This is a genomic window from Microbacterium sp. NPDC090014, assembly GCF_044748285.1.
Classification (GTDB): Bacteria; Actinomycetota; Actinomycetes; order Actinomycetales; family Microbacteriaceae; genus Microbacterium.
Window position 1 is genome coordinate 74,486 of sequence record NZ_JBIVFS010000001.1, and the last position, 23,068, is coordinate 97,553.

At 69.5% G+C, this 23,068-nt stretch carries 24 protein-coding genes; 16 read left to right on the top strand and 8 right to left on the bottom strand.

Annotated features, from left to right (window positions below):
* Positions 1-20: 20 nt before the first annotated feature.
* The 8 genes from ACIPV5_RS00315 (at position 21) to ACIPV5_RS00350 (ending at position 7,118) form a co-directional block, all read left to right on the top strand.
* Positions 21-557, top strand: coding sequence for a CGNR zinc finger domain-containing protein (locus tag ACIPV5_RS00315; RefSeq protein WP_053097930.1), 537 nt, complete (start codon positions 21-23; stop codon positions 555-557).
* Positions 558-597: 40 nt separating this feature from the next.
* The gene (locus ACIPV5_RS00320) at positions 598-1,584 is read left to right on the top strand and encodes an acetylxylan esterase (protein ID WP_400338843.1); all 987 of its coding nucleotides are present in this window, start codon (positions 598-600) and stop codon (positions 1,582-1,584) included.
* Positions 1,585-1,756: 172 nt separating this feature from the next.
* Positions 1,757-2,347, top strand: a complete 591-nt coding sequence (locus ACIPV5_RS00325; RefSeq protein ID WP_053097935.1) for a glucose-6-phosphate isomerase family protein — start codon at positions 1,757-1,759, stop codon at positions 2,345-2,347.
* A 9-nt stretch (positions 2,348-2,356) separates the two neighbouring features.
* On the top strand, positions 2,357-3,859 hold the full coding sequence (gene xylB, locus ACIPV5_RS00330; protein ID WP_400338846.1) for a xylulokinase: 1,503 nt from the start codon (positions 2,357-2,359) through the stop codon (positions 3,857-3,859).
* Entirely contained in the window at positions 3,859-4,815 is a 957-nt protein-coding gene (locus ACIPV5_RS00335; protein ID WP_394195413.1) for a phosphoglycerate dehydrogenase, read from the top strand. Before xylB ends, ACIPV5_RS00335 begins: the two co-directional genes overlap by 1 nt.
* Positions 4,816-4,826: 11 nt before the next feature.
* The gene (locus tag ACIPV5_RS00340) at positions 4,827-5,780 is read left to right on the top strand and encodes a shikimate dehydrogenase family protein (protein WP_394195414.1); all 954 of its coding nucleotides are present in this window, start codon (positions 4,827-4,829) and stop codon (positions 5,778-5,780) included.
* Positions 5,780-6,748, top strand: a complete 969-nt coding sequence (locus tag ACIPV5_RS00345) for a phosphotriesterase (protein ID WP_400338850.1) — start codon at positions 5,780-5,782, stop codon at positions 6,746-6,748. The genes ACIPV5_RS00340 and ACIPV5_RS00345 overlap by 1 nt, the downstream gene beginning before the upstream one ends.
* Before the next feature lie 73 nt (positions 6,749-6,821).
* Entirely contained in the window at positions 6,822-7,118 is a 297-nt protein-coding gene (locus tag ACIPV5_RS00350) for a putative quinol monooxygenase (RefSeq protein ID WP_056280542.1), read from the top strand.
* 81 nt (positions 7,119-7,199) lie between these two features.
* Here the strand turns inward: ACIPV5_RS00350 and ACIPV5_RS00355 are convergent, their stop codons facing one another.
* The 4 genes from ACIPV5_RS00355 to ACIPV5_RS00370 form a co-directional block, all read right to left on the bottom strand.
* Positions 7,200-8,198: an ABC transporter substrate-binding protein gene (locus ACIPV5_RS00355; RefSeq protein ID WP_056280540.1), complete on the bottom strand. Its 999-nt coding sequence runs from the start codon at positions 8,196-8,198 to the stop codon at positions 7,200-7,202.
* Between the two features lie 50 nt (positions 8,199-8,248).
* Positions 8,249-9,283, bottom strand: coding sequence for an ABC transporter permease (locus ACIPV5_RS00360; protein ID WP_171821947.1), 1,035 nt, complete (start codon positions 9,281-9,283; stop codon positions 8,249-8,251).
* Positions 9,283-10,785, bottom strand: a complete 1,503-nt coding sequence (locus ACIPV5_RS00365; RefSeq protein ID WP_400338853.1) for a sugar ABC transporter ATP-binding protein — start codon at positions 10,783-10,785, stop codon at positions 9,283-9,285. Before ACIPV5_RS00365 ends, ACIPV5_RS00360 begins: the two co-directional genes overlap by 1 nt.
* Before the next feature lie 187 nt (positions 10,786-10,972).
* Positions 10,973-11,842: a sugar phosphate isomerase/epimerase gene (locus tag ACIPV5_RS00370; protein WP_053097946.1), complete on the bottom strand. Its 870-nt coding sequence runs from the start codon at positions 11,840-11,842 to the stop codon at positions 10,973-10,975.
* Positions 11,843-12,032: 190 nt separating this feature from the next.
* Between ACIPV5_RS00370 and ACIPV5_RS00375 the strand changes: the two genes are divergently transcribed.
* Complete coding sequence (locus ACIPV5_RS00375) at positions 12,033-13,034, top strand: LacI family DNA-binding transcriptional regulator (protein ID WP_285363406.1); 1,002 nt, start codon at positions 12,033-12,035, stop codon at positions 13,032-13,034.
* 226 nt (positions 13,035-13,260) lie between these two features.
* Here ACIPV5_RS00375 and ACIPV5_RS00380 read toward each other — a convergent pair whose 3' ends face one another.
* A complete protein-coding gene (locus ACIPV5_RS00380; RefSeq protein WP_400338857.1) occupies positions 13,261-14,226 on the bottom strand; it encodes an aldo/keto reductase in 966 nt (321 codons plus the stop codon).
* Entirely contained in the window at positions 14,213-15,508 is a 1,296-nt protein-coding gene (locus ACIPV5_RS00385) for an L-fuconate dehydratase (RefSeq protein WP_400338860.1), read from the bottom strand. Before ACIPV5_RS00385 ends, ACIPV5_RS00380 begins: the two co-directional genes overlap by 14 nt.
* Positions 15,509-15,643: 135 nt before the next feature.
* On the opposite strand from ACIPV5_RS00385, the gene ACIPV5_RS00390 reads away from it, so the two are divergent.
* The gene (locus ACIPV5_RS00390; RefSeq protein WP_400338863.1) at positions 15,644-16,504 is read left to right on the top strand and encodes a fumarylacetoacetate hydrolase family protein; all 861 of its coding nucleotides are present in this window, start codon (positions 15,644-15,646) and stop codon (positions 16,502-16,504) included.
* Positions 16,486-17,259: an SDR family NAD(P)-dependent oxidoreductase gene (locus tag ACIPV5_RS00395; protein ID WP_053097956.1), complete on the top strand. Its 774-nt coding sequence runs from the start codon at positions 16,486-16,488 to the stop codon at positions 17,257-17,259. Before ACIPV5_RS00390 ends, ACIPV5_RS00395 begins: the two co-directional genes overlap by 19 nt.
* Before the next feature lie 45 nt (positions 17,260-17,304).
* Here the strand turns inward: ACIPV5_RS00395 and ACIPV5_RS00400 are convergent, their stop codons facing one another.
* Entirely contained in the window at positions 17,305-18,285 is a 981-nt protein-coding gene (locus ACIPV5_RS00400) for an amidohydrolase (protein ID WP_072591987.1), read from the bottom strand.
* A 46-nt stretch (positions 18,286-18,331) separates the two neighbouring features.
* Between ACIPV5_RS00400 and ACIPV5_RS00405 the strand changes: the two genes are divergently transcribed.
* Complete coding sequence (locus tag ACIPV5_RS00405) at positions 18,332-19,009, top strand: FadR/GntR family transcriptional regulator (RefSeq protein WP_053097960.1); 678 nt, start codon at positions 18,332-18,334, stop codon at positions 19,007-19,009.
* Between the two features lie 171 nt (positions 19,010-19,180).
* On the opposite strand, the gene ACIPV5_RS00410 is transcribed toward ACIPV5_RS00405, so the two are convergent.
* Positions 19,181-19,843, bottom strand: coding sequence for a transaldolase family protein (locus ACIPV5_RS00410; protein ID WP_400338869.1), 663 nt, complete (start codon positions 19,841-19,843; stop codon positions 19,181-19,183).
* Between the two features lie 107 nt (positions 19,844-19,950).
* Here ACIPV5_RS00410 and ACIPV5_RS00415 point away from each other — a divergent pair, with 107 nt between their 5' ends.
* From ACIPV5_RS00415 to ACIPV5_RS00430, 4 genes are all read left to right on the top strand, one after another.
* Positions 19,951-20,901 (top strand): ribokinase, encoded by a 951-nt coding sequence (locus ACIPV5_RS00415; protein WP_295104082.1) that lies wholly within the window; start codon positions 19,951-19,953, stop codon positions 20,899-20,901.
* An 18-nt stretch (positions 20,902-20,919) separates the two neighbouring features.
* A complete protein-coding gene (gene rbsD / locus ACIPV5_RS00420; protein ID WP_053097964.1) occupies positions 20,920-21,324 on the top strand; it encodes a D-ribose pyranase in 405 nt (134 codons plus the stop codon).
* Between the two features lies 1 nt (position 21,325).
* On the top strand, positions 21,326-22,129 hold the full coding sequence (locus ACIPV5_RS00425) for a GntR family transcriptional regulator (RefSeq protein ID WP_053097965.1): 804 nt from the start codon (positions 21,326-21,328) through the stop codon (positions 22,127-22,129).
* A 113-nt stretch (positions 22,130-22,242) separates the two neighbouring features.
* Positions 22,243-23,052 (top strand): hypothetical protein, encoded by an 810-nt coding sequence (locus ACIPV5_RS00430; RefSeq protein WP_400338874.1) that lies wholly within the window; start codon positions 22,243-22,245, stop codon positions 23,050-23,052.
* Positions 23,053-23,068: the final 16 nt, after the last annotated feature.

Consider the following 23,068-nt stretch of genomic DNA (forward strand, 5'->3'; position numbering starts at 1 on the left):
GCACGTTGTAAGGTGTCAACATGAACTTCACCGATGACACGGAAGAGGCGCTCCGCGCAGCCATCCGGCTCGTGAACTCGGCGGAAGAGCCCGAGACCCTCGAGACGCTCGCCGACTACGACGCCTTTCTCGCGGACTTCCCCTACTCCGGCCGCCTCGACCGCGACGACGCCGAGCTCTCCTCGCTGCGTGCGATCCGCCCGCGCCTGCGCTCCATGCTCATCGCGCCACGAGACGAGATGGCCGAGCACGTCAACGCCGCGCTGGCCGAAGCGTCTCTCGCGCCGCGACTCGTGCGCCATGACGGCGTGGACTGGCACCTGCACGCCGTCGCCGACGAGCGCCCCCTCGCCGAGCGCGTGCTGATCGAGACCGCGATGGCGCTGATCGACGTCATCCGCACCGACGAGGGATCCCGCATCTCGATCTGCGCCGACGACACGTGCGAGGCGCTCGCTCTCGACCTGTCCCGCAACCGGTCGAAGCGCTACTGCTCGACGACCTGCACGAATCGCAACGCGGTGGCGGCGTATCGTGCGCGGCGCGCGAGCGCCTGAGCCGCGGCATCCGGAGGACGTTCGGTAGCGTCGTCTCGTCATGACCTTCCCCCCTCCCTACGACACCTGGTTCCCCGACGCCGAGTTCGACGCCGCTTACGGACACACGCTCGCCACGCTCCGCGAGATCGCACCGGTTCCAGCGCCGGACGGCTTCACCGCGCGATGGCAGGCGTGGCGCGCACAGGCGAAGACGGTGGATGCCGCACCCGCCGTGCTGTCCACCGAGAGCATCCACGGCCGGCGGGTGTCGATCATCGAGCACGCCGGAGTCGACGGCATCCGACTGCGTGCCTGGCTCGTCGAGCCCGTCTCGCCGCCCGCGCGGGTGGGCGTCGTGCACAGCCACGGATACGGCGGGCGGGATGCGATCGACCTCGCTCGTATTCCCGAGGATGCGGCGGCGATCTTCCCCGTAGCCCGCGGGCTGCCCACGCTGAACACGGGCATCGGCGCCCCCGAGATCCAGGCCGAGCATGTGCTGGCCGGGATCGAGAACCCCGACGACTACGTGCTGGGACTCTGCGCCCGCGACCTCTGGCTCGCGGCGGATGCCCTGACCGCGCTCGTCGGACGCGTGCCGCTCTACTACGTCGGCGAGAGCTTCGGCGGCGGCATCGGAGCGTTCGCCCTGCCGTGGGACGACCGGTATATCGGGGCGACCCTCATCGTCCCGAGCTTCGGGCAGTACGACGAGCGCCTCGCCGTTCACTGCCTCGGCAGCGGGGAGACCGTGCGCGATCACGTCGCCGCGCATCCCGACGCGCGCGAGGCGCTGCGCTGGTTCGACGCCTCGTCAGCCCTCGGCTTCGCCCGCGTTCCGGTGCGCGTGGAGGCGGCACTGTGGGACCCGTACGTGCCGCCGCCCGGACAGTTCGGCGTCGCGAACGCGGCGCGGATGCTCGAACTCGCCGTCCTCCCCGCCGGCCATGCCGACTACCCAGGGGCCGACGAGGTGACAGCCGAGGCCGTCAGAGGCGGCCGCGCCCACCTCGCGCGCGCACTGCGCGCCGCCTCCGCTCCATGACTCCGGAGAAACTCGCATGGCGAGCCCGACGGGTTCGGGCGATCCAGGAGCAGCGCACACCCGCGCTCCCCGGCCTGCGCATCCGAGCACTGGACGCCACCTGTCATCACAGGTACACTCAACTTGTCATTACAGGTTGCGCAGCGCCGCAGCATCCGCACGAGGAGCACCGATGCCCCAGTTCCACACTCCCCCGATCTCGCCGATGGCGATCGCCTTCGACGCCGAGAAGCTCACGCTCTCCCCGGAGGGACCCACTCTGACGCGGCGCATGTCCGACCTCGAGGGACTCTTCCTCGACGCCGACGCCTGGGCTGCCGCGGCCGCCGGCGACAACCCCGTCGTCTACACCGTGGTCAGCTCTCCCGTGCCCGAGGTCGACCGCGAGCTGCCGCAGTCGATCACCACGATCATGCCCGGCGACACCTCGGGAGAGCTCTGGATGACCAAGGGCCACCAGCATCCGAACCACCAGGGCGAGATCTACCTCGCGCTGAAGGGCCGCGGCGGGCTGCTCATGTTCGACGGCGAGCGCACCGAATGGCTCGACATGCTGCCCGGCACGATCGGCTACATCCCGCCGGGCTGGGCGCACCGCTCGGTCAACACGGGCGACGAGCCCTACTCGTTCCTCGCGGTGTACCCGGGCGGCGCCGGCCACGACTACGGCTGGGTCCTCGAGCACGGGATGGGCTCTCGGGCCTATCGCGCCACCGAGGGCGTGGACCTGCGCCCCTATTCCGCGTCCCCCTCCGCGGAATAGGCTCCGGCCATGCTGATCGCGCACGATCTGGGGACCACCGGCGACAAGGCCTCCCTGCACCATGACGACGGACGCCTCGTCACCTCGGTCACGGTGCCGTACCCCGCGCACTTCGCCGCGGGCGGCATCGCCGAGCAGGATCCGGCGGACTGGTGGGATGCCGTCGTCTCGGCGACCCGACAGCTGATCGACCGTGCGGGCGTCGACCCGTCGACCGTCGGCGGACTCGTCGTCAGCGGCCAGATGATGGGCACGGTGCTGCTCGACGCACACGGCGAGCCGGTGCGCCCCGCGATCATCTGGGCCGACACCCGCTCGGGCGCGCAGACCCGTGAGCTCGAAGAGCGTCTCGGCGCACAGGACGCCTACCGCGTGCTCGGCCATCGACTGAACCCCACCTACTCGGTCGAGAAGATCATGTGGGTGCGCGACAACGAGCCGGATGTCTGGGCGCGGGTGCGGCACTTCTGCGTCGCGAAGGACTACATCGTCTACCGTCTCACCGGACGCCTCGCCACCGAGCGCTCCGACGCCTCGGGCACCAACGCCTACGACCAGGTGCGCGGCGAGTGGTCGGCCGATGTGCTCGCCGCCGCGGGACTCGACCCCGCTCTCTTCCCCGAGATCCTCGAATCGACGACGATCGCCGGGTCCCTCACCGCCGATTCGGCCACCGACCTCGGGCTTCCGGCATCCGTCCGCGTCGTCATGGGCGGCGGAGACGGCCCCTTGGCCGCCGTCGGTTCGGGCATCGTCGCGCCCGAAGACGGCGCGTACGTGTGCCTGGGCACCTCGTCGTGGATCTCGTTCGCGAGCCTCACACCGCTGCACGACCCGCAGATGCGCACCATGACGTTCGACAACGTCGTGCCAGGATCCTTCGTGCCGACCGCGACCATGCAGGCCGGCGGCGCCTCGGTGCAGTGGATCGCCGAAGCCCTCTCCCCCGACCCCGCGCGCCCCGACACCGCCCGGCTCACCGCGGAGGCCGGGGGCGACCTCGACACCGAGGACCTCTACTTCCTCCCCTATCTGCTCGGCGAACGATCCCCGCTGTGGGACCCGCACGCCCGCGGAGCCTTCGTCGGCCTCGCCCGTCACCACACCCGCGCGCACCTCACCCGAGCCGTGCTCGAGGGTGTCGCGTACAACTTGCTCACTTGCATCCAGGCGTTCCGCGAATCCGGTGCGTCGATCGACCGCATCGACGCGGTGGGCGGCGGAGCGCAGAGCGACGCCTGGCTCGGCATCCTCGCCGACGTCTGGGGTGTGCCGATCCGACGGCGCACGATCGTCGAAGAGGCCAACAGCCTCGGCGCCGCTGTCACCGGTGCCGTCGGCCTCGGCCTCGCCGAGTTCTCGGCGGCGCGGGCGCTCAGCGAGGTCACGGCGGAGTTCACTCCGGATGCCGGCCGGCACGCCGTGCACGCGCAGCGGCATTCGCGCTTCGTCGGCGCCTACGCCGCGCTCGAGCCGTGGTTCGCCCAGGCCCCCGCCACCCGAGGCGCCTGATGGGAGTCATCCTCGCGACCAGCCGGTCGTTCTCGGACGGAGACCTCGACCTCGTCGGGCGAGCCAGGGCCGCCGGCCACGAGATCGTCCGGGGCCCCGCCCACCACGCGCTCACCGAGCTCGCACCCCTGCTCGCTGCCGCCGAGGGGTGGATCGCGGGCACGGGTCCGGTGACCGACGACCACCTGGCCGCCGCCCCGAACCTCAGGGTCGTGGCCCGCTACGGCGTCGGCACCGAGGCGGTCGATCTCGACGCGGCGCTGCGGCGCGGCATCCCGGTGACGAACACCCCGGGGGCGAACGCCGATGCCGTCGCCGACCACGCCGTCGGCCTCATGCTTGCGGCGCTCCGGTTCATCCCCGACGGCGATCGCCGCGTGCGGGCCGGCGACTGGGCCGTGCGGCGCGGTCGCGAGCTCGGAGCCGCCACGGTCGGCATCGTCGGGTTCGGTCGCATAGGCCAGGGCGTCGCGCGACGTCTGAGCGGTTTCGGCGCACGCGTGCTCGCGGCAGATCCGTTCCTGCCGGCCGACGTGATCGCCGAGCGCGGCGCCGAACCGGTCGACCTCGACGAGCTGTTCCGCACCGCCGACGTCATCACCCTGCACGCCCCGGGCGGGCAGACGCTCGTCGATGCGGCGCGACTCGACGGCCTCCGCCCCGGCACGATCCTGGTGAACACCGCCCGCCCCGATCTCGTCGACGAGGCGGCACTCGCCGCCGCCCTGCGTGACGGACGCCTCGGCGGATACGCCGCCGACACGTTGACCGGCGACACCGCGGCGAGCGCGAGTCCGCTGCTCGCCGACGACCTCGCCGACCGTGTCACCGTGACCCCGCATCTCGGCGCGCAGACGACCCAGGCCGTCGACAACATGGGCTCGATGTCCCTCGACGATGTGCTCGCGGTTCTCGCGGGCACCGCTCCCGCCCACCCCGTCTCCCCCCGACCCTGAAGGACCCAGCGATGACCATCACCGAGAACACCGCGACCCCCGCGACCACGACCGGCGGCTACATGGGCTTCGTCGGCGTGAGCACCGGCTCGTCGTCGATCATGAAGGTGTTCCCGAAGTGGGCCGAGGTGCTGGGCCTCCCCACCGAGAACCTCATCGGACACGACCTTCCGATGGATGCGACGCCCGAGCAGTACGTCGCCATGGTCGAGCAGATCCGCGACGACCCGCAGCACCGGGGCGCACTGGTCACGACCCACAAGATGAACGTGTTCGCCGCGGCATCCGACCTGTTCGACGAGCTCGACCCGTTCGCCGTCTCGTGCTCCGAGATCTCGAGCATCTCGAAGCGGGGCGACCGCCTGATCGGCCGCGCCAAAGACCCCCTCACCGTCGATCTCGCACTCGACGACTTCCTGCCGACCGACCACTTCGCCCGTACCGGGGCGGAGGTCGTGATCCTCGGCGCCGGCGGCTCGGGCACCGCGCTCAGCTGGGCGCTGGCGGAGAGGGCGGATGCTCCGGCGAAGATCACCGTGACCGCTCGCGACGACGACAAGCTCGACCACCTGCGCGAGGTGCACCGCCAGCACGGCACCCCCGACGGGCTGATCACGTACGTGCGCACCGACACGGTGCAGGATGCCGCGGCCATCGTCGCGGGCGCTCCCGCGGGCTCGCTGATCGTGAACGCCACCGGCCTCGGCAAGGACCGCCCGGGCTCGCCGCTGCCCGACGACGTCGCGTTCCCCGAGGACGCGTGGGTGTGGGAGTTCAACTACCGCGGCTCGCTCGAGTTCCTGCATCAGGCGCGTGCGCAGGAGGGCGCGCGCGGTCTGCACGTGGTCGACGGCTGGCGCTACTTCATCCACGGGTGGTCGCAGGTCGTCGCCGACGTGTTCGAGATCGACCTCACGCCCGAGATCGTCGAGCGGCTCGCCCAGGCCGCCGAATCGGTGCGCTGATGCCCGTCGTGCGGACCGTGCTCGGCGACATCGACCCGACGCGTCTCGGGGCGACGGACTATCACGAGCACCTGTTCCAGATCTCGCCGCTGCTGGTCGGCGATGAGCTCGACGATGAGGAGCTCTCCGGCCAGGAGGCCGCCCTGCTGCGGGCCAGCGGATTCGCGGCGATGGTCGATGCGACGCCGTTCGGGCTCGGGCGCGATCCCGAGGGGGTCGCACGCATCAGCGCCGGCACCGGACTGCACATCGTCGCCACGACAGGGCGCCACCGCGAGGCGCACTACGGCGAGGACCATCCGATGCAGGTGTGGGATGCCGGGCGCCTGGCCGAGCTGTTCATCGCCGAGGTGATGCGCGGGATGCTCGTCGACGATGCGCTGGTGTTCGAGACCCCCGACGTGCCGCGGGCGGCTGCGCCCGAGGGACCGCCGGTACGCGCCGGGATGCTGAAAGCCGGCGTCGGCTACTGGAGCATCACCGCCTTCGAGCACACGACACTGCTCGCCGTCGCCGCGGCGCATCGGGCGACCGGAGCGCCGATCATGGTGCACCTGGAGTTCTGCACCGCCGCCCACGAGGTGCTCGATCTGCTCGAGGCGGGTGGCGTGGCATCCGATCGGGTCGTGCTCGCGCACGCCGATCGCGATCTGGATGCCGGGCTGCACGCCTCGCTCGCCGAGCGCGGCGCGTACCTCGGATACGACGGCTTCGCCCGCCCCCGCACGAGGTCGGATGCCGAGCTGCTCGCCCTCACCGAGCGGGTCGTCGAGCTCGGCGCGGCCGACCGCATCCTGCTCGGTGGCGACGTCGCTCGCCGCACCCGATACATCTCGTACGGCGGCATGCCGGGTCTCGCCTATCTCGGCGAGCGCTACCTGCCGCGGCTGCGCTCCGCGGTGGGCGACGACGTGGTCGAGCGGATGCTGGTCGCCAACCCCGCGCGCCTGCTCACCCTGTCGACCTGACCCTGTCAGCCTGACCACACCGCTGCCTGACCGCACCGTCCCGCCCCGCCCCGCCCACACCCGAGGAGTCCGCATGACCGAGCCGACCATCCTGCATGCCGTGTTCACCGCACGCCCCGACAAGGGCGACGAGGTCGCGGCGCTGCTGCGCGACTTCGCCGCAGTGGTGCGCGCCGAAGAGGGCAACGTCGTGTTCGATGCGACGCGGCTCGTCGACGACCCCGACCGCTTCTTCGTCTACGAGGTCTACCGCGACGAGGCGGCCTTCCAGGCGCACATCTCGGCCCCGGCCGGCGTCCCGTTCAATGAGGCGCTGCAGCAGCTGATCGTCGAGCCGGCATCCGTGCTGACCTTCCTCCGACGCATCTGACGCAGACCGCCACGCACCCCCCGCACCCCCGGCACGCAAGAAGCCCCCCACCCGAAGGTGAGGGGCTTCTTTCTCAGCGGGTCACTCGTAGAGGACCGCTGCGATGTCCTCGTCCTCGAGGTTCGTGCTGTCGTACCAGTACGAACCCGTGTCGTAGAACTCCTCGACGTCCTCGCCGTTGGCCGCGTCGTATGCCGCCTGGACGACCTGCGCGCCGATGCCGATCGGGTCCTGCGTGATGGCGCCGGCCATCGTGCCGTCCTTGATCGCGTTGATCTGGGCAGCTCCCGAGTCGAAGCCGACGATCGTGATCTTGCCCTTCTCGAGGCCGAGCTCGTTCACGGCGTTCACGACGCCGATGGCCGAGCCCTCGTTGGTGCCGTAGATGCCCTTGAGGTCGGGGTGAGCGGCGATCAGCGTCTTCGCGATGTCAGCCGACTTCAGGTGGTCGCCGTCACCGTACTGGATGTCGACGATCTTGATGTCGGGGAAGTCCGCCTCGATCTTCTCGACGAATCCGTCACGACGCTCGACACCGGTCGAGTTGATGTTCGAGTGGCCGACGATGGCGACTTCGCCCTCGCCGCCGATCAGCTCGGCCATGTGCTCTGCGGCGAGCGCACCGGCGACCTTGCTGTCGGTCGCCGACAGGCTGAGTCCGACGTCGCCGTCGCACGGAGCGTCGAAGTACACGACGGGGATGTCCTTGGCCTTCGCCTGCTCGAGCGGGGCGACGCACGCCTCGGGGTCGAGGGCGGCGTAGGCGATGGCATCCGGGTTCTTGTCGATCGCGGTGGTGAGCATCTCGAGCTGCTGGGCGATCTCGGTCTCGGCGGCCGGGCCCTCGAACGTGATCTTCACGCCGAGCTCGTCCGCCTTCTCCTGAGCACCGGTCTTGACGGCCTGCCAGAACTGGTGCTGGAAGCCCTTCGAGACGAGCGCGATGTACATCTCGCCGTCGCCGCTGCCTCCGTCGCCGCTGCCTTCTTCGATGACGTCACCGCCGCCTGCGCAACCCGCGAAGACGAGGGCGGATGCGGCCACGAGTGCCGCGAATGCGGTCTTCTTGCCGAATTTCATGGAAACTCCATTGTTCTCTGTGTGGTGGTGGGGGGGTGTAGATCTGTGGGTCAGGTGCGCTGGCGGTTGCGCAGCGAGTCGAGGAAGACGGCCAGCAGCACGACGATGCCGACGACGATGTTCTGCCACTCCGACTGGATCGACATGATGCGCAGGCCGTTGACGAGCACGCTCATGATGAGCGCACCGATCACGGTGCCGAGGATCGAGCCTCGTCCGCCGAGCAGCGACGTTCCGCCGATGATGACGGCGGCGATCGCCTGCAGCTCGTAGCCGGTGCCGATCTGCGGCTGCGCCGAGTCGAGACGGGCCGCGATCACGATGCCCGCGATGCCGGTGAAGGCGCCCGCGAACATGTAGATGAGGATCGTCCAGCGGCGGGTGTTCACACCCGACAGCCGGGTGGCCTCCTCGTTCGAGCCGATCGCGAACGTGTAGCGGCCGAGGAGCGTCTTCGACAGCACGAGCCACGCGATGATCGCGGCCACGGCGGTGATCAGCACGGCGTTCGGGATGCCGGGGATGATCACGCCGAGCGCGATCTTCTTGAAGTCGGGGGCCGAGGTCGAGAAGTAGATCGGCGAGACGTTCGAGATGACGAGGGCGAGTCCGCCGGCGATCATCATCATCGCGAGGGTCGCGATGAACGGCGGCAGCCGGAGGAAGGTGATGTTGATGCCGTTCACGAGTCCCATGAGGACACCCGTGAGCACACCGCCGATCACGCCGACCCAGACGGGGAGCCCCATGTTGGTCACGAAGACACCCGTCATCACGGCGCACAGCGCCATACCGGTGCCGATCGAGAGATCGATGCCGCCGGTGATGATGACGAAGGTCGTGCCGAGGGCGAGGATGCCGATGACCGCCGTCGACAGCAGCACCGTGGCGATGTTGCTGAAGGTGAAGAAGTTCGGGCTGGCGATCGAGAAGAAGATCACCAGGACGATCAGCGTGCCGAAGGCGAGCGACTGCTGCAGCTGGCGACGGAGGAACCCGCCGAAGTCGCGCTTGTCGGTGTTCTCATCGACCGCCGTCTGGATGATCGTCGTCGTCGACGATCCGGACTGCTGTGGGGTGCTCATCAGTCTTCCTCCCCGTGGGCTGCGAGTTGCATGATCTTCTCCTGGCTGGCTTCCTCGTTGCGGAGCGTCCCGGTGATCCGACCGTTCGCGAAGACCGCGATGCGGTTCGCGACGCGGAGGATCTCGGGGAGCTCCGATGAGATGACGATGATGGATTTGCCCTGGTCAGCGAGCTGCTGCATGAGGCGGTAGATCTCCTCCTTCGCGCCGACGTCGATCCCTCGGGTCGGCTCGTCGAAGATGAGGATGTCGCAGTCGCGCATCAGCCACCGGGCGATGACGACCTTCTGCTGGTTCCCTCCCGAGAGCAGCTTCACGACCTGGTTCACCGAGGGCGTCTTGACCCGCAGCTGCTGCACGTACTCCTTGGTGCGGTTCTTCGCCTTCGCGTCGCCCATCCAGCCGATGCCGTTGGCGTACGACCCGAGCGAGGCGAGCACGGTGTTGAAGGTCACGTCCTGCTCGAGCATCAGGCCCAGCAGCTTGCGGTCCTCGGAGAGGTAGCCGAGGCCGTGCTTGACCGCATCCGCCGGCTGTCCGATTCGCACCGGGTCGCCGCCGATCGCGATCGTGCCGCCGTCGCGGTGGTCGGCACCGATGATGGCCCGCGCGGTCTCGGTGCGCCCGGCGCCCATGAGCCCGGCGAAGCCCAGGATCTCGCCCTTGTGCAGCTGGAACGAGACGTCCTTGACGAGGTTCTTGGTCGAGAGTCCCTGCACGTCGAGCACGATCGGGTCGTTGATGTGATCGCGGGCCTGCGGACGGGTTCCCTCGTCGATCACGCGGCCGACCATCATCTCGATGATCTTCGGGACGCTGACCTCTGACTTCTCCAGTGATCCGATGTATGTGCCGTCACGGAGCACCGTGACCCGGTCGGCGAGACGCCGCAGCTCGTCCATGCGGTGCGAGATGTAGACGATGCCGGTCCCCGAGGCGCGCAGCTGCTCGATGAGCAGGAACAGGGTCTCGGTCTCGGAGTCGGTGAGCGCCGAGGTGGGCTCGTCCATGATGAGCACCTTGGCGTTGAACGAGAGCGCCTTGGCGATCTCGACCATCTGCTGCTCGGCCACGGTCAGCTCGCCGACGAGCTGTCGGGGGTTGACCCTGATGCCGAGGCGCTGCAGCAGTTCGGCCGTCTGCGCGTTGAGCTTGCGCTCCGACAGGAAGGGGCCGGTGGTGGGCTCGCGACCCACGAAGATGTTCTGCGCCACGGTGAGATCGGGCATCAGGTTGAGTTCCTGGTGGATGATCGTGATGCCGAGCTGCTGCGCCTGCAGCGGGCTGGTGAGTTCGACCTCCTGGCCCTCGAACGTGATGGTGCCCTCGTCCTTGGTGTAGATCCCCGAGAGGATCTTCATCAGGGTCGACTTGCCGGCGCCGTTCTCGCCCACGAGCACCAGCACCTCGCCGGCTCGCACCTCGAGGTGCACATCCTTGAGAGCCTGCACACCGGGGAATCCCTTGCTGATCCCGTCGACTCTGAGAATGGGGTCACTCATGTGCTCACCTGCTTCCTTGAAGGTCGTGATGCGATATTCCGGTCGGGTCCGGAAACATCGGATCAATTCTGCGTCTTACGCCCCACCCTGCGCAAGTTGTATCTAAATGTAACTAAGACTTCTTCGGATGGGAAGACCTGTAATAACAAGTTGGCAACAGGTCGGCGAATCGAGGCGGCGGCCCGGCTCAGTGCAGCCGGATCGAGTCGACCGCGACGAGCTTGTCGCGGATGTAGGCATTGGCGTGCGCTCCGAGCTCGACGTTGTCGGTCCACAGGTTGCGCCAGATGCCGAGCATGCGGCTCAGATCGGGGGCGACGACCGCTGACGAGAACGACTCGAACACGATCGGACCGTCGTAGCCGATGCGGCCCAGCGCCTTGAAGAAGGTGTCGAAGTCGACGGTGCCGGTGCCGAGATAGCCGCGGTGGCTCTCCCCGATGTGCACGTAGCGCAGTGCCGGAGCCGCGTCGAGGACCGGCGCGAACATATCCGACTCCTCGATGTTCATGTGGTACGTGTCGAGGTGGATGCCGAGGTTCGGCCGATCGACCTCGGCGAGGTAGGCGAGCGCCTGCCGCGCGGTGTTCAGCACGTTCGTCTCGTAGCGGTTCACGACCTCGAGCGAGACCGAGATGCCGCGCTCTGCGGCATGGTCGGCGACGCGGGCGATCGTGCGCCGACTGCTCTCCAGCCCCTCGGCCGTCACCGGGTCCATGTACTTCTGCATCGCACTGTAGATCACGCCGCAGAAGTGCTGGCCGCCGAGGTCGGCGAGCACGTCGACCGCCCTGAGCAGCAGCGCCTCTCCCGCGGCCACGACGGCCGGGTCGGAGCTCGTCACGTCGGTCGCGCCCGAGAGTCCGAGCGAGGCGCTGACGGCGAGATCGTGCTCTTCGAGCGCGTCCTTCGCCGCGGCGACGTCGAACGAGAACGGGTCCATCAGCGGGAACTCGATCAGGTCGAATCCGGCCGCCTTCGTCTTCTCGACGGAGAGACGGATGCCGTCGGCATCGAAGTCTCCGGTCCAGACGAGCCCGTGGCATCCGATGTTCATGAGACCTCTCGGAGACGGGTGTGCGGCACCTTCGCCTCGGCAGGATTGGCACGTTGCAACTCTGCGCTCAGGTCACCGTACGCGGGTCGGGGATGCGGTGTCAAGAACATTCTTGGCACGTTGCAATCGCTGGGCTACTCTGGACTCGCCGCCGACCGTCCTGCGTCGTCGCGCAGTCGACAGGAGCTCCATGCCCGCCAGCGTCAAAGACGTCGCCGCTCTCGCCGGGGTGTCCTCCTCGACCGTCTCGAACTACCTCAACCACCCGCATGTGCTCGGCGAATCGAGCGCGGCGAAGGTGAGGGAGGCGATCGCCCAGCTCGGCTACGTGCCCAACGAATCCGCCCGTCAACTGCGAGCCGGCTCCAGCAAGGCGCTGGCGCTGATTCTTCTCGACGCCTGGCTGCCGTACTTCCACGAGCTCTCGCGCGGGGTCGAAGACGTGGCCCGCGAGGGCGGCTGGTCGCTGTTCTTCAGCAACAGCAACCGCGACGCCGACACCGAACGCGGCAACATCGACATGTTCGAGGCGCACCGCGTGCAGGGCATCGTCATCTACCCGCTCGAAGACGTGGTGCCCCGGCTCGAACAGCTCGCCGATCGCGGCATCCGCTCGGTCGTCGTCGGCCCGATCCCCGATTCGCCGACCGTCGGTTCGGTGCTGTTCGACGACCGCGGCGGCGGACGGCTGGCGGGCGAGCACCTGCTGTCGCTCGGCCGCCGCCGCATCCTCTTCCTGGGGGCGCCGAGCGTCAGCCAGTCGAACGACCGCCTCCTCGGGCTGCGCGATGCCGTCACCGCGGCCGGGGCGACGGCCGATGTGATCGACGTGCCGCACCTGACGACCGAGGACGGCCTCGACGTCGGCGCGCGGATCGCCGAGATGCCTGCCACCGAACGCCCCGACGCGATCTTCGCCGCCAACGACATGGTGGCGATCGGCGTGCTCACCCAGCTGCTGCGCCGGGGCATCCGCGTGCCCGAGGAGATCGCGCTGGTCGGCTTCGACGACGTCGCGCAGGCCCACCAGAGCGTCGTGCCGCTGACGAGCGTGCGGCAGCCCGGGTACGAGATCGGCCGGGCGGCCGGTGCCGCCCTGATCCGTCAGCTCACCGACCCCACCGCCGACCTCCCCGCGCCGACGCCCTTCGCCGCCGAGCTCGTGGTGCGCGAGTCGACCGTCGGCCGCTGAGCCTCGTCTCCGCCGTCGCGTCGCCGGTGCGACTCCATAACTCCGGAGAAGCGCCCACCCAGTCCGAGCCCTGGCGTCTGGCGCTGCCGTCCCGCCCCGGCTATCCAGAGTTATGGCGCAGGCTCGGTTCACAATTCAGCACGAACCCGCACTGATGCCGCCACCGAAGCCCGAGACCGCCCACCAGCGCAGACCTATGCTGAATTGTGAACGCGCGCCGTCCGGCTCAGCCTGGTATCAGCCCCTCTGCAGCGAGCTCATTCCACAGCGCGCCAGGAATCTCGAGCGCCGCATACTCGGCATTCTGCGTCAGCTGCCCTGGCCGGCTTCCTCCGACCACCACCGAGCGCACCACGTCTGACTGCAGCGGGAACTGGATCGCGGCGGCGGGCAACGGCACGTCGTGCTCGGCGCACACCCGTGCGATGCGCAGCAGCCGTTCCCACAGCTCGTCGGGAAGCTGCCCGTACTCGTATCGCCCGTCGCGGCGAGGTTCGTTCGATGCCAGCAGCCCGGAGTTGAAGACGGATGCCGCGACGATGCCTGTCCCGGTCTCTCGGCACGCCGGCAGCACCTCGGCCGCCGCCGGCTGTTCGAGCAGCGTGTATCTGCCCGCGACCATGACCAGGTCGAGGTCGGCCGACCGCACGGAGGCTGCGAGCGCATCCGACACCATCGAGCCGATGCCGACGGCAGTCACCTCGCCGTCGCGACGCAGCTGCTCGAGCGCCGGCAGCGCCTCGGCGAGCGCGAGATCCAGGTCATGCCGCTCGGGGTCGTGCAGGTAGGGCAGGTCGATGCGCTCGATCCCGAGACGTTCGCGGGACTCATCGAGACTGGTGCGTATCCCCTCAGCCGAGAAGTCCCACACGCGCTGCAGATCGTCGGGAACATGGAAGTCGTTCGCGGTGTCGAGGCCGCCGTCGTGGTCGGGGTTCGGTCGCAGCAGGCGCCCGACCTTGGTCGACAGCACGTACTCGTCGCGCGGTTTGGTCTGCAGGAATGCCCCGAGACGACGCTCCGAGAGCCCGAGCCCGTAATGCGGAGCGGTGTCGAAGTAGCGGATGCCGCTGTCCCACGCCGCATCGAGCACCGCCCACGCCTCGTCGTCGCTCAGCGCGCGGAAGAGGTTGCCGACGTTCGCGGCCCCGTATCCGAGGGGCGGAACCGCCAGAGCATCAGACCCCGACATGCTGCCCCGTCCACGTGTACGCGGCGACGCTCTCGGCCTTCATCTCCATGCCGGATCCGGGCACCGTGGGTGCCATGTACGACCCGCCCTGGATGTCGGTGGGGATCACGAAGTGCTCGTGCAGGTGGTCGACGAATTCGATCATCCGTCCTTCGCGGGTGCCGGTGACGGCGACGAAGTCGAACATCGAGAGGTGCTGCACGGCCTCGCACAGCCCGACGCCACCGGCATGCGGGCAGACCGGCACACCGAACTTCGCGGCCAGCAGCAGGTTGGCGATGTTCTCGTTGACACCCGCGACGCGCACGGCGTCGATCTGCATGACCGAGATCGCCTCGGCCTGCAGCAGCTGCTTGAAGATGACGCGGTTCTGCGCGTGCTCGCCGGTGGCGACGCGGATGGGTGCCACCCCCCTGGCGATCTCGGCGTGACCGAGCACGTCGTCGGGGCTCGTGGGCTCTTCGATCCAGGCGGGGTGGAACTCGGCGAGCGCGTTGACCCATTCGATCGCCTCCGACACCTCCCACCGCTGGTTGGCGTCGATCGCGATGGGGAAGTCCGGTCCGCACACCTCGCGCGCCTTGCGGAAACGGCGGATGTCGTCGTCGAGGTCGGCGCCGACCTTGAGCTTGATCTGGGTGAAGCCGTCGGCCATCGCCTCGCGGGCGAGCCGCTCGAGCTTCTCGTCGGAGTATCCGAGCCATCCGGGGCTGGTCGTGTAGCCGGGGTATCCGGTGGCGAGCAGTTCTCGTTCGCGCTCGAGGCGTCCCGGCTCGGCGGCGCGCAGGATCTCGAGGGCGTCCTCGGGCGTCAGCGCATTTGTGAGGTAGCGGAAGTCGACGAGGCCCACGAGCTCCTCGGGCGTCATCCGCGCGAGGAGCTGCCACAGCGGCAGCCCGGCCCGCTTGGCCTTGATGTCCCACAGCGCGTTGATGACCGCGCCGATGGCCATGTGCATGACGCCCTTCTCGGGGCCGAGCCAGCGCAGCTGCGAGTCGCCGATGATGTCGCGGAACGTCGTGCCCATGTCGTCGAGCAACGGCTCGATCTCGCGACCGACGAGGTGCCCGGCGAGCGCGTCGATCGCGGCGACCTGCACATCGTTGCCGCGCCCGATCGTGAAGACGAACGCGTGGCCGTCGATGCCGTCCTCGGCATCCGTGCGCACGATCACGTATGCCGCCGAGTAGTCGGGGTCGGGATTCATGGCATCCGATCCGTCCAAACTCAGCGATGTCGGGAAGCGGATGTCGGTCGTGTCGAGGGCGACGATGCGGCTCACGGGTTCCTCTCGTGCACGGGACGGATATCCGTGCAGATCTCTTGGAGTGTAAACATCGGATGTCTATACTGTCAACGAGACGGGCCGCACTGACGCGCCTCGTCACCCACGGACACCTCACTGAGCAGGAGAGACATGAAGTTCGCACGGCTAGGCACCCCCGGCGCCGAGATCCCCGTCCTCGTCGAAGGCGACCGCTACCTCGATCTGCGCTCTGTGACATCCGATGTGAACGGTGTTTTCCTCGCCGGTGATTTCCGGACTCGCGTCGCCGCGGCCCGCGCCGCCGACGAACTGCCGGTTCTCGGGGATGCCGCGGCGATGCGCATCGGCGCGCCGATCGCGCGCCCGAGCGCCGTCATCTGCATCGGCCAGAACTACGCGGCGCACGCCCGCGAGTCCGGCTCCGAACCGCCGACCGTCCCGATCATGTTCCTGAAGACGCCGAACACGGTGGTCGGCCCGAACGATGCGGTCACGATCCCCCGCGGCAGCGAGAAGACCGACTGGGAGGTCGAGCTCGGCATCGTGATAGGCGCCCGCGCCGCCTACCTCGATTCGCCCGACGACGCCGACGCCCACATCGCCGGCTACGTGGTGGCGAACGACGTCTCGGAGCGCGCCTTCCAGATGGAGGTCTCGGGCGGGCAGTGGTCGAAGGGCAAGATCGCCCCCGGTTTCAACCCGACCGGCCCCTGGCTGGTGACACCCGACGAGGTCGACGTCGACGACCTGCGGCTGCGCAGCTGGGTGAACGGCGAAGCGCGTCAGGATTCGAACACCGACGACATGATCTTCGACGTGCGCGTGATCGTGCACCACCTGTCGCAGTACGTCACGCTCGAGCCGGGCGACCTGATCCTCACGGGCACTCCCCAGGGCGTGGCCTTCGGGGGCAAGTTCCCGTATCTGACGGCGGGCGACGTGGTCGAGATCGAGATCGAAGGACTCGGGCATCAGCGCCAGGAGTTCGTGGCATGGGAGGCACAGAAGTGAGCAGCGCACTCGACGGACTCGTCGCGATCGTGACCGGCGGAGCATCCGGGATCGGAGCGGCCATCGCCGCCCGCCTGCACGCCGACGGCGCGCAGATCGCGGTGCTCGACCGCGACACCTCAGGAGCGGATGCCGCCTTCGCCGCTTTCACGGCCGACGTGTCGGACCGTGCATCGGTCGATGCCGCCGTGGCCGCCGTCGCCGAGAGGTTCGGGCGCATCGACATCGTCGTGAACAACGCCGGGGTCGGCGCCCAGGGCGACATCAGCGCCAACGACGACGACGAGTGGGCGCGTGTGCTCTCGATCAACGTCACGGGCATCGCCCGCGTCACGTCGGCGGCGCTGCCGTGGCTCAAGAAGTCGCCGAGCGCGGCCGTCTGCAACACGGCATCCATCGCCTCGACCACCGGCCTTCCCCAGCGCGCGCTCTACAGCGCGTCGAAGGGCGCCGTCTCGGCTCTGACCCGTGCCATGGCCGCCGATCACCTGCGCGAGGGCATCCGCGTCAACGCCGTCAACCCCGGCACCGCCGACACCCCGTGGGTCGGCCGGCTGCTCGACTCGGCCGACGACCCGGCCGCCGAGCGCGCCGCCCTCGAGGCCCGCCAGCCGCATGGCCGCCTGGTCTCACCCGACGAGGTCGCCGCGGCGGTCGCCTACCTGGTGAGCCCCGCCGCGGGCTCGACCACGGGCACGTTCATCGAGGTCGACGGCGGCATGGCTCAACTGCGGCTCCGTCCCGTCGGGGGCTGACCGCCGCGTCGCCCACTGTCCTGGTCCCGGCCCGGACAGCGGGCGCTACGAGCGACCGCCTCGCAGCCAACCCAGGATGCCGCGGCGCGGCCGCTCCTCCCGAGAGTCCTCATGCGTCGGCCGCTCGCCGATCCGGTAGAACTCCTCGGCGTTCGTCCACATGATCGCGTCGACGTCGTGCCCGCGGCGCTCGGCCCAGGCGATCACCGCATCCGCCCATCTGATCCGAGCCGTCGGCTGGTACATGGGCGATCCGTCGACGTTCGCGTACGGGTCGCCCTCCTCCGGGGGTCCGATGACCGAGACCGGCCAGTCACTGCCCCACATCAGCCGCTCGACGCCGAACGCGTCGGCCGCGGCGTCGAGGAACGGGTGCAGCTGCTCGGCCGACCAGTCGCCTCCGGCCTCTCCGGGCAGCCCCGAGAGCTTGCACCACACATTCGGATGCCGTGCCAGGTCGTCGAGATCGCGCACCCATTCCATGGTCGGCGCCACCGGGGCCTTCGCCGTGCCGACCTCGGGCTTGCCGAGGTGATCGAGCACCATCCGCAGCTCGGGCACCGCCCCCGCGAGCCGGGCCACTTCGGGCAGCTGCGCGGCGCGCACGCACGCGTCGAAGGCCCAGCCGCGCGCCGCGACCTCGCGCGCCCCGGTGACGAAGTCGGCCGAGACCGCCAGTCCGTCGGGTTCGCCCTGCAGGTTGTGCCGCACGCCGACCACGAGCGGCTCAGCGGCGAGTCCTTCGAGGTGCGCGGTGGTGTCGGTGCCGCGATCCAGACGCGCCCCCGCGACGATGCCGACCACCCCGACGCGGGGCGCGAGCCCGGCCACCCACCGCACTTCTTCGAGGAAGTCGTCTTCGACGGTCTCGGCCTGCACGAACACCGCGCGCTCGGTCGTCGCGCGGGCGATGCGGGCGTGCTCGATCTCGGTCGCACCGAACAGCCAGGCGAGCGGACCCTCGAGCCACGTGTAGTGCAGAAGCTCGGGGTCCCAGAGGTGCAGGTGCGAATCGAGTACGCGCATGCCCCCATCCTGCCGCAGACATCCGATGAATGGCTAGGATGACGCCATGGCAGTGACTGACGACGCGATCGAGAAGATCAAGGCGATGATCGTGTCGGGCGAACTCGCACCCGGCGATCGCCTCCCTCCCGAGAAGGAGCTGTCCGAACGGCTCGGCCTGTCACGCAACTCGATGCGCGAGGCCGTGAAGGCGCTCGAGGTGATCCGGGTGCTCGACGTGCGCCGCGGTGACGGCACCTATGTCACCAGCCTGGAGCCCCACCTGCTGCTCGAGGCGATCTCGTTCGTGGTCGACATGCACGACGACGACTCGATGCTCGAGATCTTCGCAGTGCGGCGGATGCTGGAGTCGCAGGCGACCGGCCTCGCGGCCACCCTCGGCAGCGACGACGCGATCGCCGGCCTCGAGAGCGAGGTCGCCTCCATCGATCCGACGGTCAGCATCGAAGAGCTCGTCGAGCACGACATCCGCTTCCACCGTGAGATCGTCGGCATGGCCGGCAACGCCTATCTCGCCAGCCTCATCGAGCACCTGAGCAGTCAGACCGTGCGCGCCCGCGTGTGGCGTGGTCTCACCGAGGGCGGAGCGGTCGAGCGCACCCTCTCGGAGCACCGGGCGATCGCCGACGCCATCGCCCGGCGCGATTCGGGTCTCGCCACCTCGCTCGCCACGGCGCACATCGCCGGCGTCGAGCGGTGGCTGCGCCAGGCGGCATCCGCCTGACGCAGCGTCGCCTTTTCTCGGCCACGCGTCCCTGCGGCCTTCCCTGCACGCTTTCGTCGTCCGGGCCCTGACCAGCACGTTCGGCCAGATGCGCTTCGCTCGGCCGTATCCGTGACGTCGGGCCGAATCTGGCGCGTCTGGCCGACGCTGGCCCACCCGCCGAAGTGCGACTCAGGCCCCGAGCCGCCCCATCGCCGCGTCGAACTCGGCGGCGGAGCTGTCGCTGACCTCGTGGAACAGCACCTGCTCGATCACGTCGGGTGCCGCCGTGAAGTACGGCACCCCCGCGAGACGCAGACCGGTGATGTCGTCAGGTGATCGCAGGCTGGCCGCGAGCACGTTCGAGTCGCTGCCCGCGCACACCTCCTGCATGCGGGCGATCACCGCATCCCCGTCAATGCCGGCATCCCGCATCCGTCCGAGGTAGGGGGCGATGTACTGCGCGCCGATCGAGGCGCATGCCAGCGCCTGTGCGACCGAGTAGACGGCGGTGACGAGCACGGTCGCGCCGTCGTGCACCAGAGCGGATGCCGCGGCGAAGCCGTCGCGGGTCGCCGGCACCTTCACGGCCACGCGATCGCCCAGCGCACGGATGCCCTCGGCGTTGCGGAGGAAGGATGCGGTGTCGCCGCCCCACGTCTGGAAGAAGATCTCGCGGGCGCCCTCGTCCGACCAGCGGGCGTAGAGGTCGGGGATCTCCGCGGCGGTGCGGCCACCGCGCTCGAGGATCGTGGGGTTGGTCGTCACGCCGTGCACGACGCCCGCGGTGAGGAGGGAGGCGACGCGGTCGACGTCCGCGCTGTCGACATAGAGACGGGGGGCCAGCGCGGTCATCGGGTCTCCTTGTGCACAACCTGTCGTTACAGGTTCGGATTCGGCTAATGTAATGACAGCCGCGGAGGATGTCAAAGCACCCCGCATCGACGACGATCAGGAGTGCCATGACAGCCGCCACCTCGCCCGATCGCACCGGCGTCGTCATCGTCGGCAGCGTGACCGCAGACGTGACGACCTTCTCGACCAGGCTCCCCGCCCGGGGAGAGACCATCCTCGGCGACGAGTTCACCCTGATGCTCGGCGGCAAGGGCGCGAATCAGGCGGTCGCCGCCGGACGATCGGGGGCCCGCACGAGCTTCGTCGGATGCGTGGGAGACGACCTCTTCCACGACCTCGTCGTCGACGGGCTGAGCGAGGCCGGGGTCGACCTCACGCACCTGCGCACGGTGCCGGGGCCGACGGGCATCGCGCACATCCGCGTCGACGCCTCGGCGCAGAACGACATCGTCATGGTGCCTCTGGCCAACGCCGCGCTCAGCACCGAGCAGATCGACGCGGCGCTCGAAGCCCTCGCGCCGACCACGTCGGTGCTGCTCACCCAGCTCGAGACGCCCTCGGCGCTCACCGCGCACATCACGTCACGAGGACGCGAGCACGGCATGACCGTCATCCTCGACCCCGCCCCCGCCGCTCCGCTGGATGACGCCGTGTGGGCGAGCATCGACATCGTCACCCCGAACGAGACCGAGGCCTCGGTGCTCAGCGGCGTCGAGGTGACGGATGCCGCGTCGGCGGAGATCGCCGGACGCTGGTTCCTCGACCGGGGCGTCGGCGCCGCCGTGATCACGCTCGCGGGTCAGGGCTCGTGCGTCGTGACCGCAGCGGGAGCATTCGTCATCCCGCCCTTCCCTGTCGAGGCCGTCGACACCACCGCGGCCGGCGACGCCTACGCCGGGTATCTCGGCGCCGCCCTCGCCAACGGCTGGGAGCTGACGGATGCCGTTCGCCTGGCGACCGCCGCCGGAGCCCTCGCCGTCACGAAGCAGGGCGCGTCGCCCAGCCTGCCGCTGCGGGCCGAGGTCGACGCCTTCCTGGCCGCCCGAGAAGCCCACTGACATCCCCGAGGAGACATCATGCGCAAGACAGCGACGACCATCAACCCCGCACTCTCGCGCGTGATCAGCGAGACCGGCCACACCGATCTGCTGGTGGTCACCGATGCCGGCCTGCCCATCCCGCCCGGATCCGAGCGCATCGACCTCGCCTATCGTCCCGGCGCTCCGGCCTTCTTCGACGTGCTCGACACCGTGCTCGCCGAGCTCGTCGTGGAGGGAGCGACGGTGTCGGCCGAGGTCGCCGAGAAGAGCCCTGAGGTGCTGGCCGCGCTGCGCGAGCGCTTCGCCGATCAGGACTTCGAGATCGAGCTCATCCCGCACGTCGACTTCAAGAAGCTGACCCACTCGGCGCGCGCGTTCGTGCGCTCGGGAGAGTTCACCCCCTACGCGAACGTGATCCTGCACGCGGGAGTGGCGTACTGATATGAACGACACGATCGACCGCCACTCCGCCGCGCCCATGTACGACCAGCTGCGTCAGCTGATCGTCGACGGCATCTCGCGAGACGGCCTGCAGCCCGGCGACCCGCTGCCCGGCGAGCACCGCCTCTGCGAGCGTTACGGCATCTCGCGCACCGTGGTGCGCCAGGCGTTGGCCCAGCTCGAGCACGAGGGGCTCGTCGAACGCGTCAAGGGCAAGGGCACGTTCGTGTCGCGTCCCCGCACGAGCGAGAGTCTGGTGCACACGCTGATCGGCCTCTACGACGACGTCGAGCGCCGCGGCGGGCACGTGCACAGCGACGTCCTGCGCCACGAGCAGACTCTCGCCGACGACGAGATCGCGGCGGCACTCGAGGTCGACCCTGGCGCACCGGTCGTGGTGCTCGACCGTCTGCGTCACGTCGACGGCGAACCCTGGTCGCTCTCGACCACCTGGATGCCGGATGCCGTCGGCGGAGTCACGCTCGGCGTCGACCTCTCGGAGCGGTCCCTGTACCGCCTGCTCGCCGATCACGACATCGTGGCGACCAGCGGCGTCCGCTCGGCCGAGGCCACCGTCGCGACCCACGAGCAGGCGCAGCATCTGGGGGTGAGCGCCGGCTCCGCCCTGCTGCGACTGCGCAGCGTGAGCCGTTCCTCCGACGGCACGCCGATCGAGTACTTCGTGGCCCATCACCGCGGCGACCGCTCGCGCTTCGAGTTCCAGCTGCAGCAGGAGCAGTCGCAGGCGTCGCTGCTGCACGTCGACGGCGACGGCAGCACCTCGCGCGCCGGCACCGTCCGCTAGCCGCATCCGCGCGCGGCATCCACTCACAGGTGGGTCGGCCGGGCACAGGTCGCGGACTAGCCTGGAACGAGAGCACGCATCGCACGGGGCGATGCGATCGGGGGGAAGACACGATGGTCGACGACGCGCATCCACCGGCATCCGACTCCGATCCGGTCATCCCTCCGCCGCCTGCCGCGGCGCCGGGACAGCTCGGATCCTCCGTCCCGCTGGCCCCGCCGCTGGGCGGGATCCCCGGGCCGCCCGCGCCGCTGCCGCCGTACGCCTCTGCCTCCCAGCCGGGGCAGCATCCGCAGATGGCCGCGTACCCGCCGCCGCACCCGGGGCAGCCGTCGCCTCCCTACGGCGCCGCATATGCTTCCCCGTCCGCGCCTCCTCCTCCGCGTTCAGGACGGACCGTCGGCATCGTCATCGCAGCGGTCGCGGCGTTCGTGCTGATCGTCGTCGTGGGCATCGCGGTGGCCGTGAGCCTGCTGCTGAGCTCGCGCTCCGAACCGGCGACCGCGCCTCCGGCCACGAGCAGCACGGGAGAGCCCGCAGCGCCTTCCGAGGCACCGCAGGGCGACCCGGACTCCGACGGCTCGGGCGACGCCGATGCCTCCGCCATCGCCGACGCGCTCCAGGCGAAGATCGACGAGTACAAGCGCCTGCGCGACAGCGGCGCGCTCTGGCAGAGCATCCCCGACACCGAGTTCAACCGCACGGCCGTCTCCGCCTTCCTCTACTTCCTCACCGACATGAAGGTCGCCACCATCTGGGGTGTCGACGATGCGCAGGCGCAGGAGTACGAGGAGCGCATGACGATGCTCGAGGAGCGTCTGCTCGCCGAGCAGCCCCTCGGCGACGACATCCAGATCACCCTCGAGGACGAGGTCTTCACGTACGACGGCGAGACGGGCGAGGGCGGCTACACGCCCCGCTAGAGGAGCGTTACGCTCG

Excerpts from the sequence above, each read along its gene's own strand:
- xylB (WP_400338846.1), top strand. The coding sequence starts at position 2,357 with ATGCTGATCGCGCACGATCTGGGGACCACCGGCGACAAGGCCTCCCTG.
- ACIPV5_RS00405 (WP_053097960.1), top strand. The coding sequence starts at position 18,332 with ATGGCAGTGACTGACGACGCGATCGAGAAGATCAAGGCGATGATCGTG.
- ACIPV5_RS00415 (WP_295104082.1), top strand. The coding sequence starts at position 19,951 with ATGACAGCCGCCACCTCGCCCGATCGCACCGGCGTCGTCATCGTCGGC.
- ACIPV5_RS00355 (WP_056280540.1), bottom strand. The coding sequence starts at position 8,198 with ATGAAATTCGGCAAGAAGACCGCATTCGCGGCACTCGTGGCCGCATCC.
- ACIPV5_RS00315 (WP_053097930.1), top strand. The coding sequence starts at position 21 with ATGAACTTCACCGATGACACGGAAGAGGCGCTCCGCGCAGCCATCCGG.
- ACIPV5_RS00325 (WP_053097935.1), top strand. The coding sequence starts at position 1,757 with ATGCCCCAGTTCCACACTCCCCCGATCTCGCCGATGGCGATCGCCTTC.
- ACIPV5_RS00430 (WP_400338874.1), top strand. The coding sequence starts at position 22,243 with ATGGTCGACGACGCGCATCCACCGGCATCCGACTCCGATCCGGTCATC.
- ACIPV5_RS00390 (WP_400338863.1), top strand. The coding sequence starts at position 15,644 with ATGAAGTTCGCACGGCTAGGCACCCCCGGCGCCGAGATCCCCGTCCTC.
- rbsD (WP_053097964.1), top strand. The coding sequence starts at position 20,920 with ATGCGCAAGACAGCGACGACCATCAACCCCGCACTCTCGCGCGTGATC.
- ACIPV5_RS00370 (WP_053097946.1), bottom strand. The coding sequence starts at position 11,842 with ATGAACATCGGATGCCACGGGCTCGTCTGGACCGGAGACTTCGATGCC.
- ACIPV5_RS00395 (WP_053097956.1), top strand. The coding sequence starts at position 16,486 with ATGGGAGGCACAGAAGTGAGCAGCGCACTCGACGGACTCGTCGCGATC.
- ACIPV5_RS00360 (WP_171821947.1), bottom strand. The coding sequence starts at position 9,283 with ATGAGCACCCCACAGCAGTCCGGATCGTCGACGACGACGATCATCCAG.
- ACIPV5_RS00365 (WP_400338853.1), bottom strand. The coding sequence starts at position 10,785 with ATGAGTGACCCCATTCTCAGAGTCGACGGGATCAGCAAGGGATTCCCC.
- ACIPV5_RS00335 (WP_394195413.1), top strand. The coding sequence starts at position 3,859 with ATGGGAGTCATCCTCGCGACCAGCCGGTCGTTCTCGGACGGAGACCTC.
- ACIPV5_RS00380 (WP_400338857.1), bottom strand. The coding sequence starts at position 14,226 with ATGTCGGGGTCTGATGCTCTGGCGGTTCCGCCCCTCGGATACGGGGCC.
- ACIPV5_RS00425 (WP_053097965.1), top strand. The coding sequence starts at position 21,326 with ATGAACGACACGATCGACCGCCACTCCGCCGCGCCCATGTACGACCAG.
- ACIPV5_RS00375 (WP_285363406.1), top strand. The coding sequence starts at position 12,033 with ATGCCCGCCAGCGTCAAAGACGTCGCCGCTCTCGCCGGGGTGTCCTCC.
- ACIPV5_RS00400 (WP_072591987.1), bottom strand. The coding sequence starts at position 18,285 with ATGCGCGTACTCGATTCGCACCTGCACCTCTGGGACCCCGAGCTTCTG.
- ACIPV5_RS00340 (WP_394195414.1), top strand. The coding sequence starts at position 4,827 with ATGACCATCACCGAGAACACCGCGACCCCCGCGACCACGACCGGCGGC.
- ACIPV5_RS00320 (WP_400338843.1), top strand. The coding sequence starts at position 598 with ATGACCTTCCCCCCTCCCTACGACACCTGGTTCCCCGACGCCGAGTTC.
- ACIPV5_RS00345 (WP_400338850.1), top strand. The coding sequence starts at position 5,780 with ATGCCCGTCGTGCGGACCGTGCTCGGCGACATCGACCCGACGCGTCTC.
- ACIPV5_RS00410 (WP_400338869.1), bottom strand. The coding sequence starts at position 19,843 with ATGACCGCGCTGGCCCCCCGTCTCTATGTCGACAGCGCGGACGTCGAC.
- ACIPV5_RS00350 (WP_056280542.1), top strand. The coding sequence starts at position 6,822 with ATGACCGAGCCGACCATCCTGCATGCCGTGTTCACCGCACGCCCCGAC.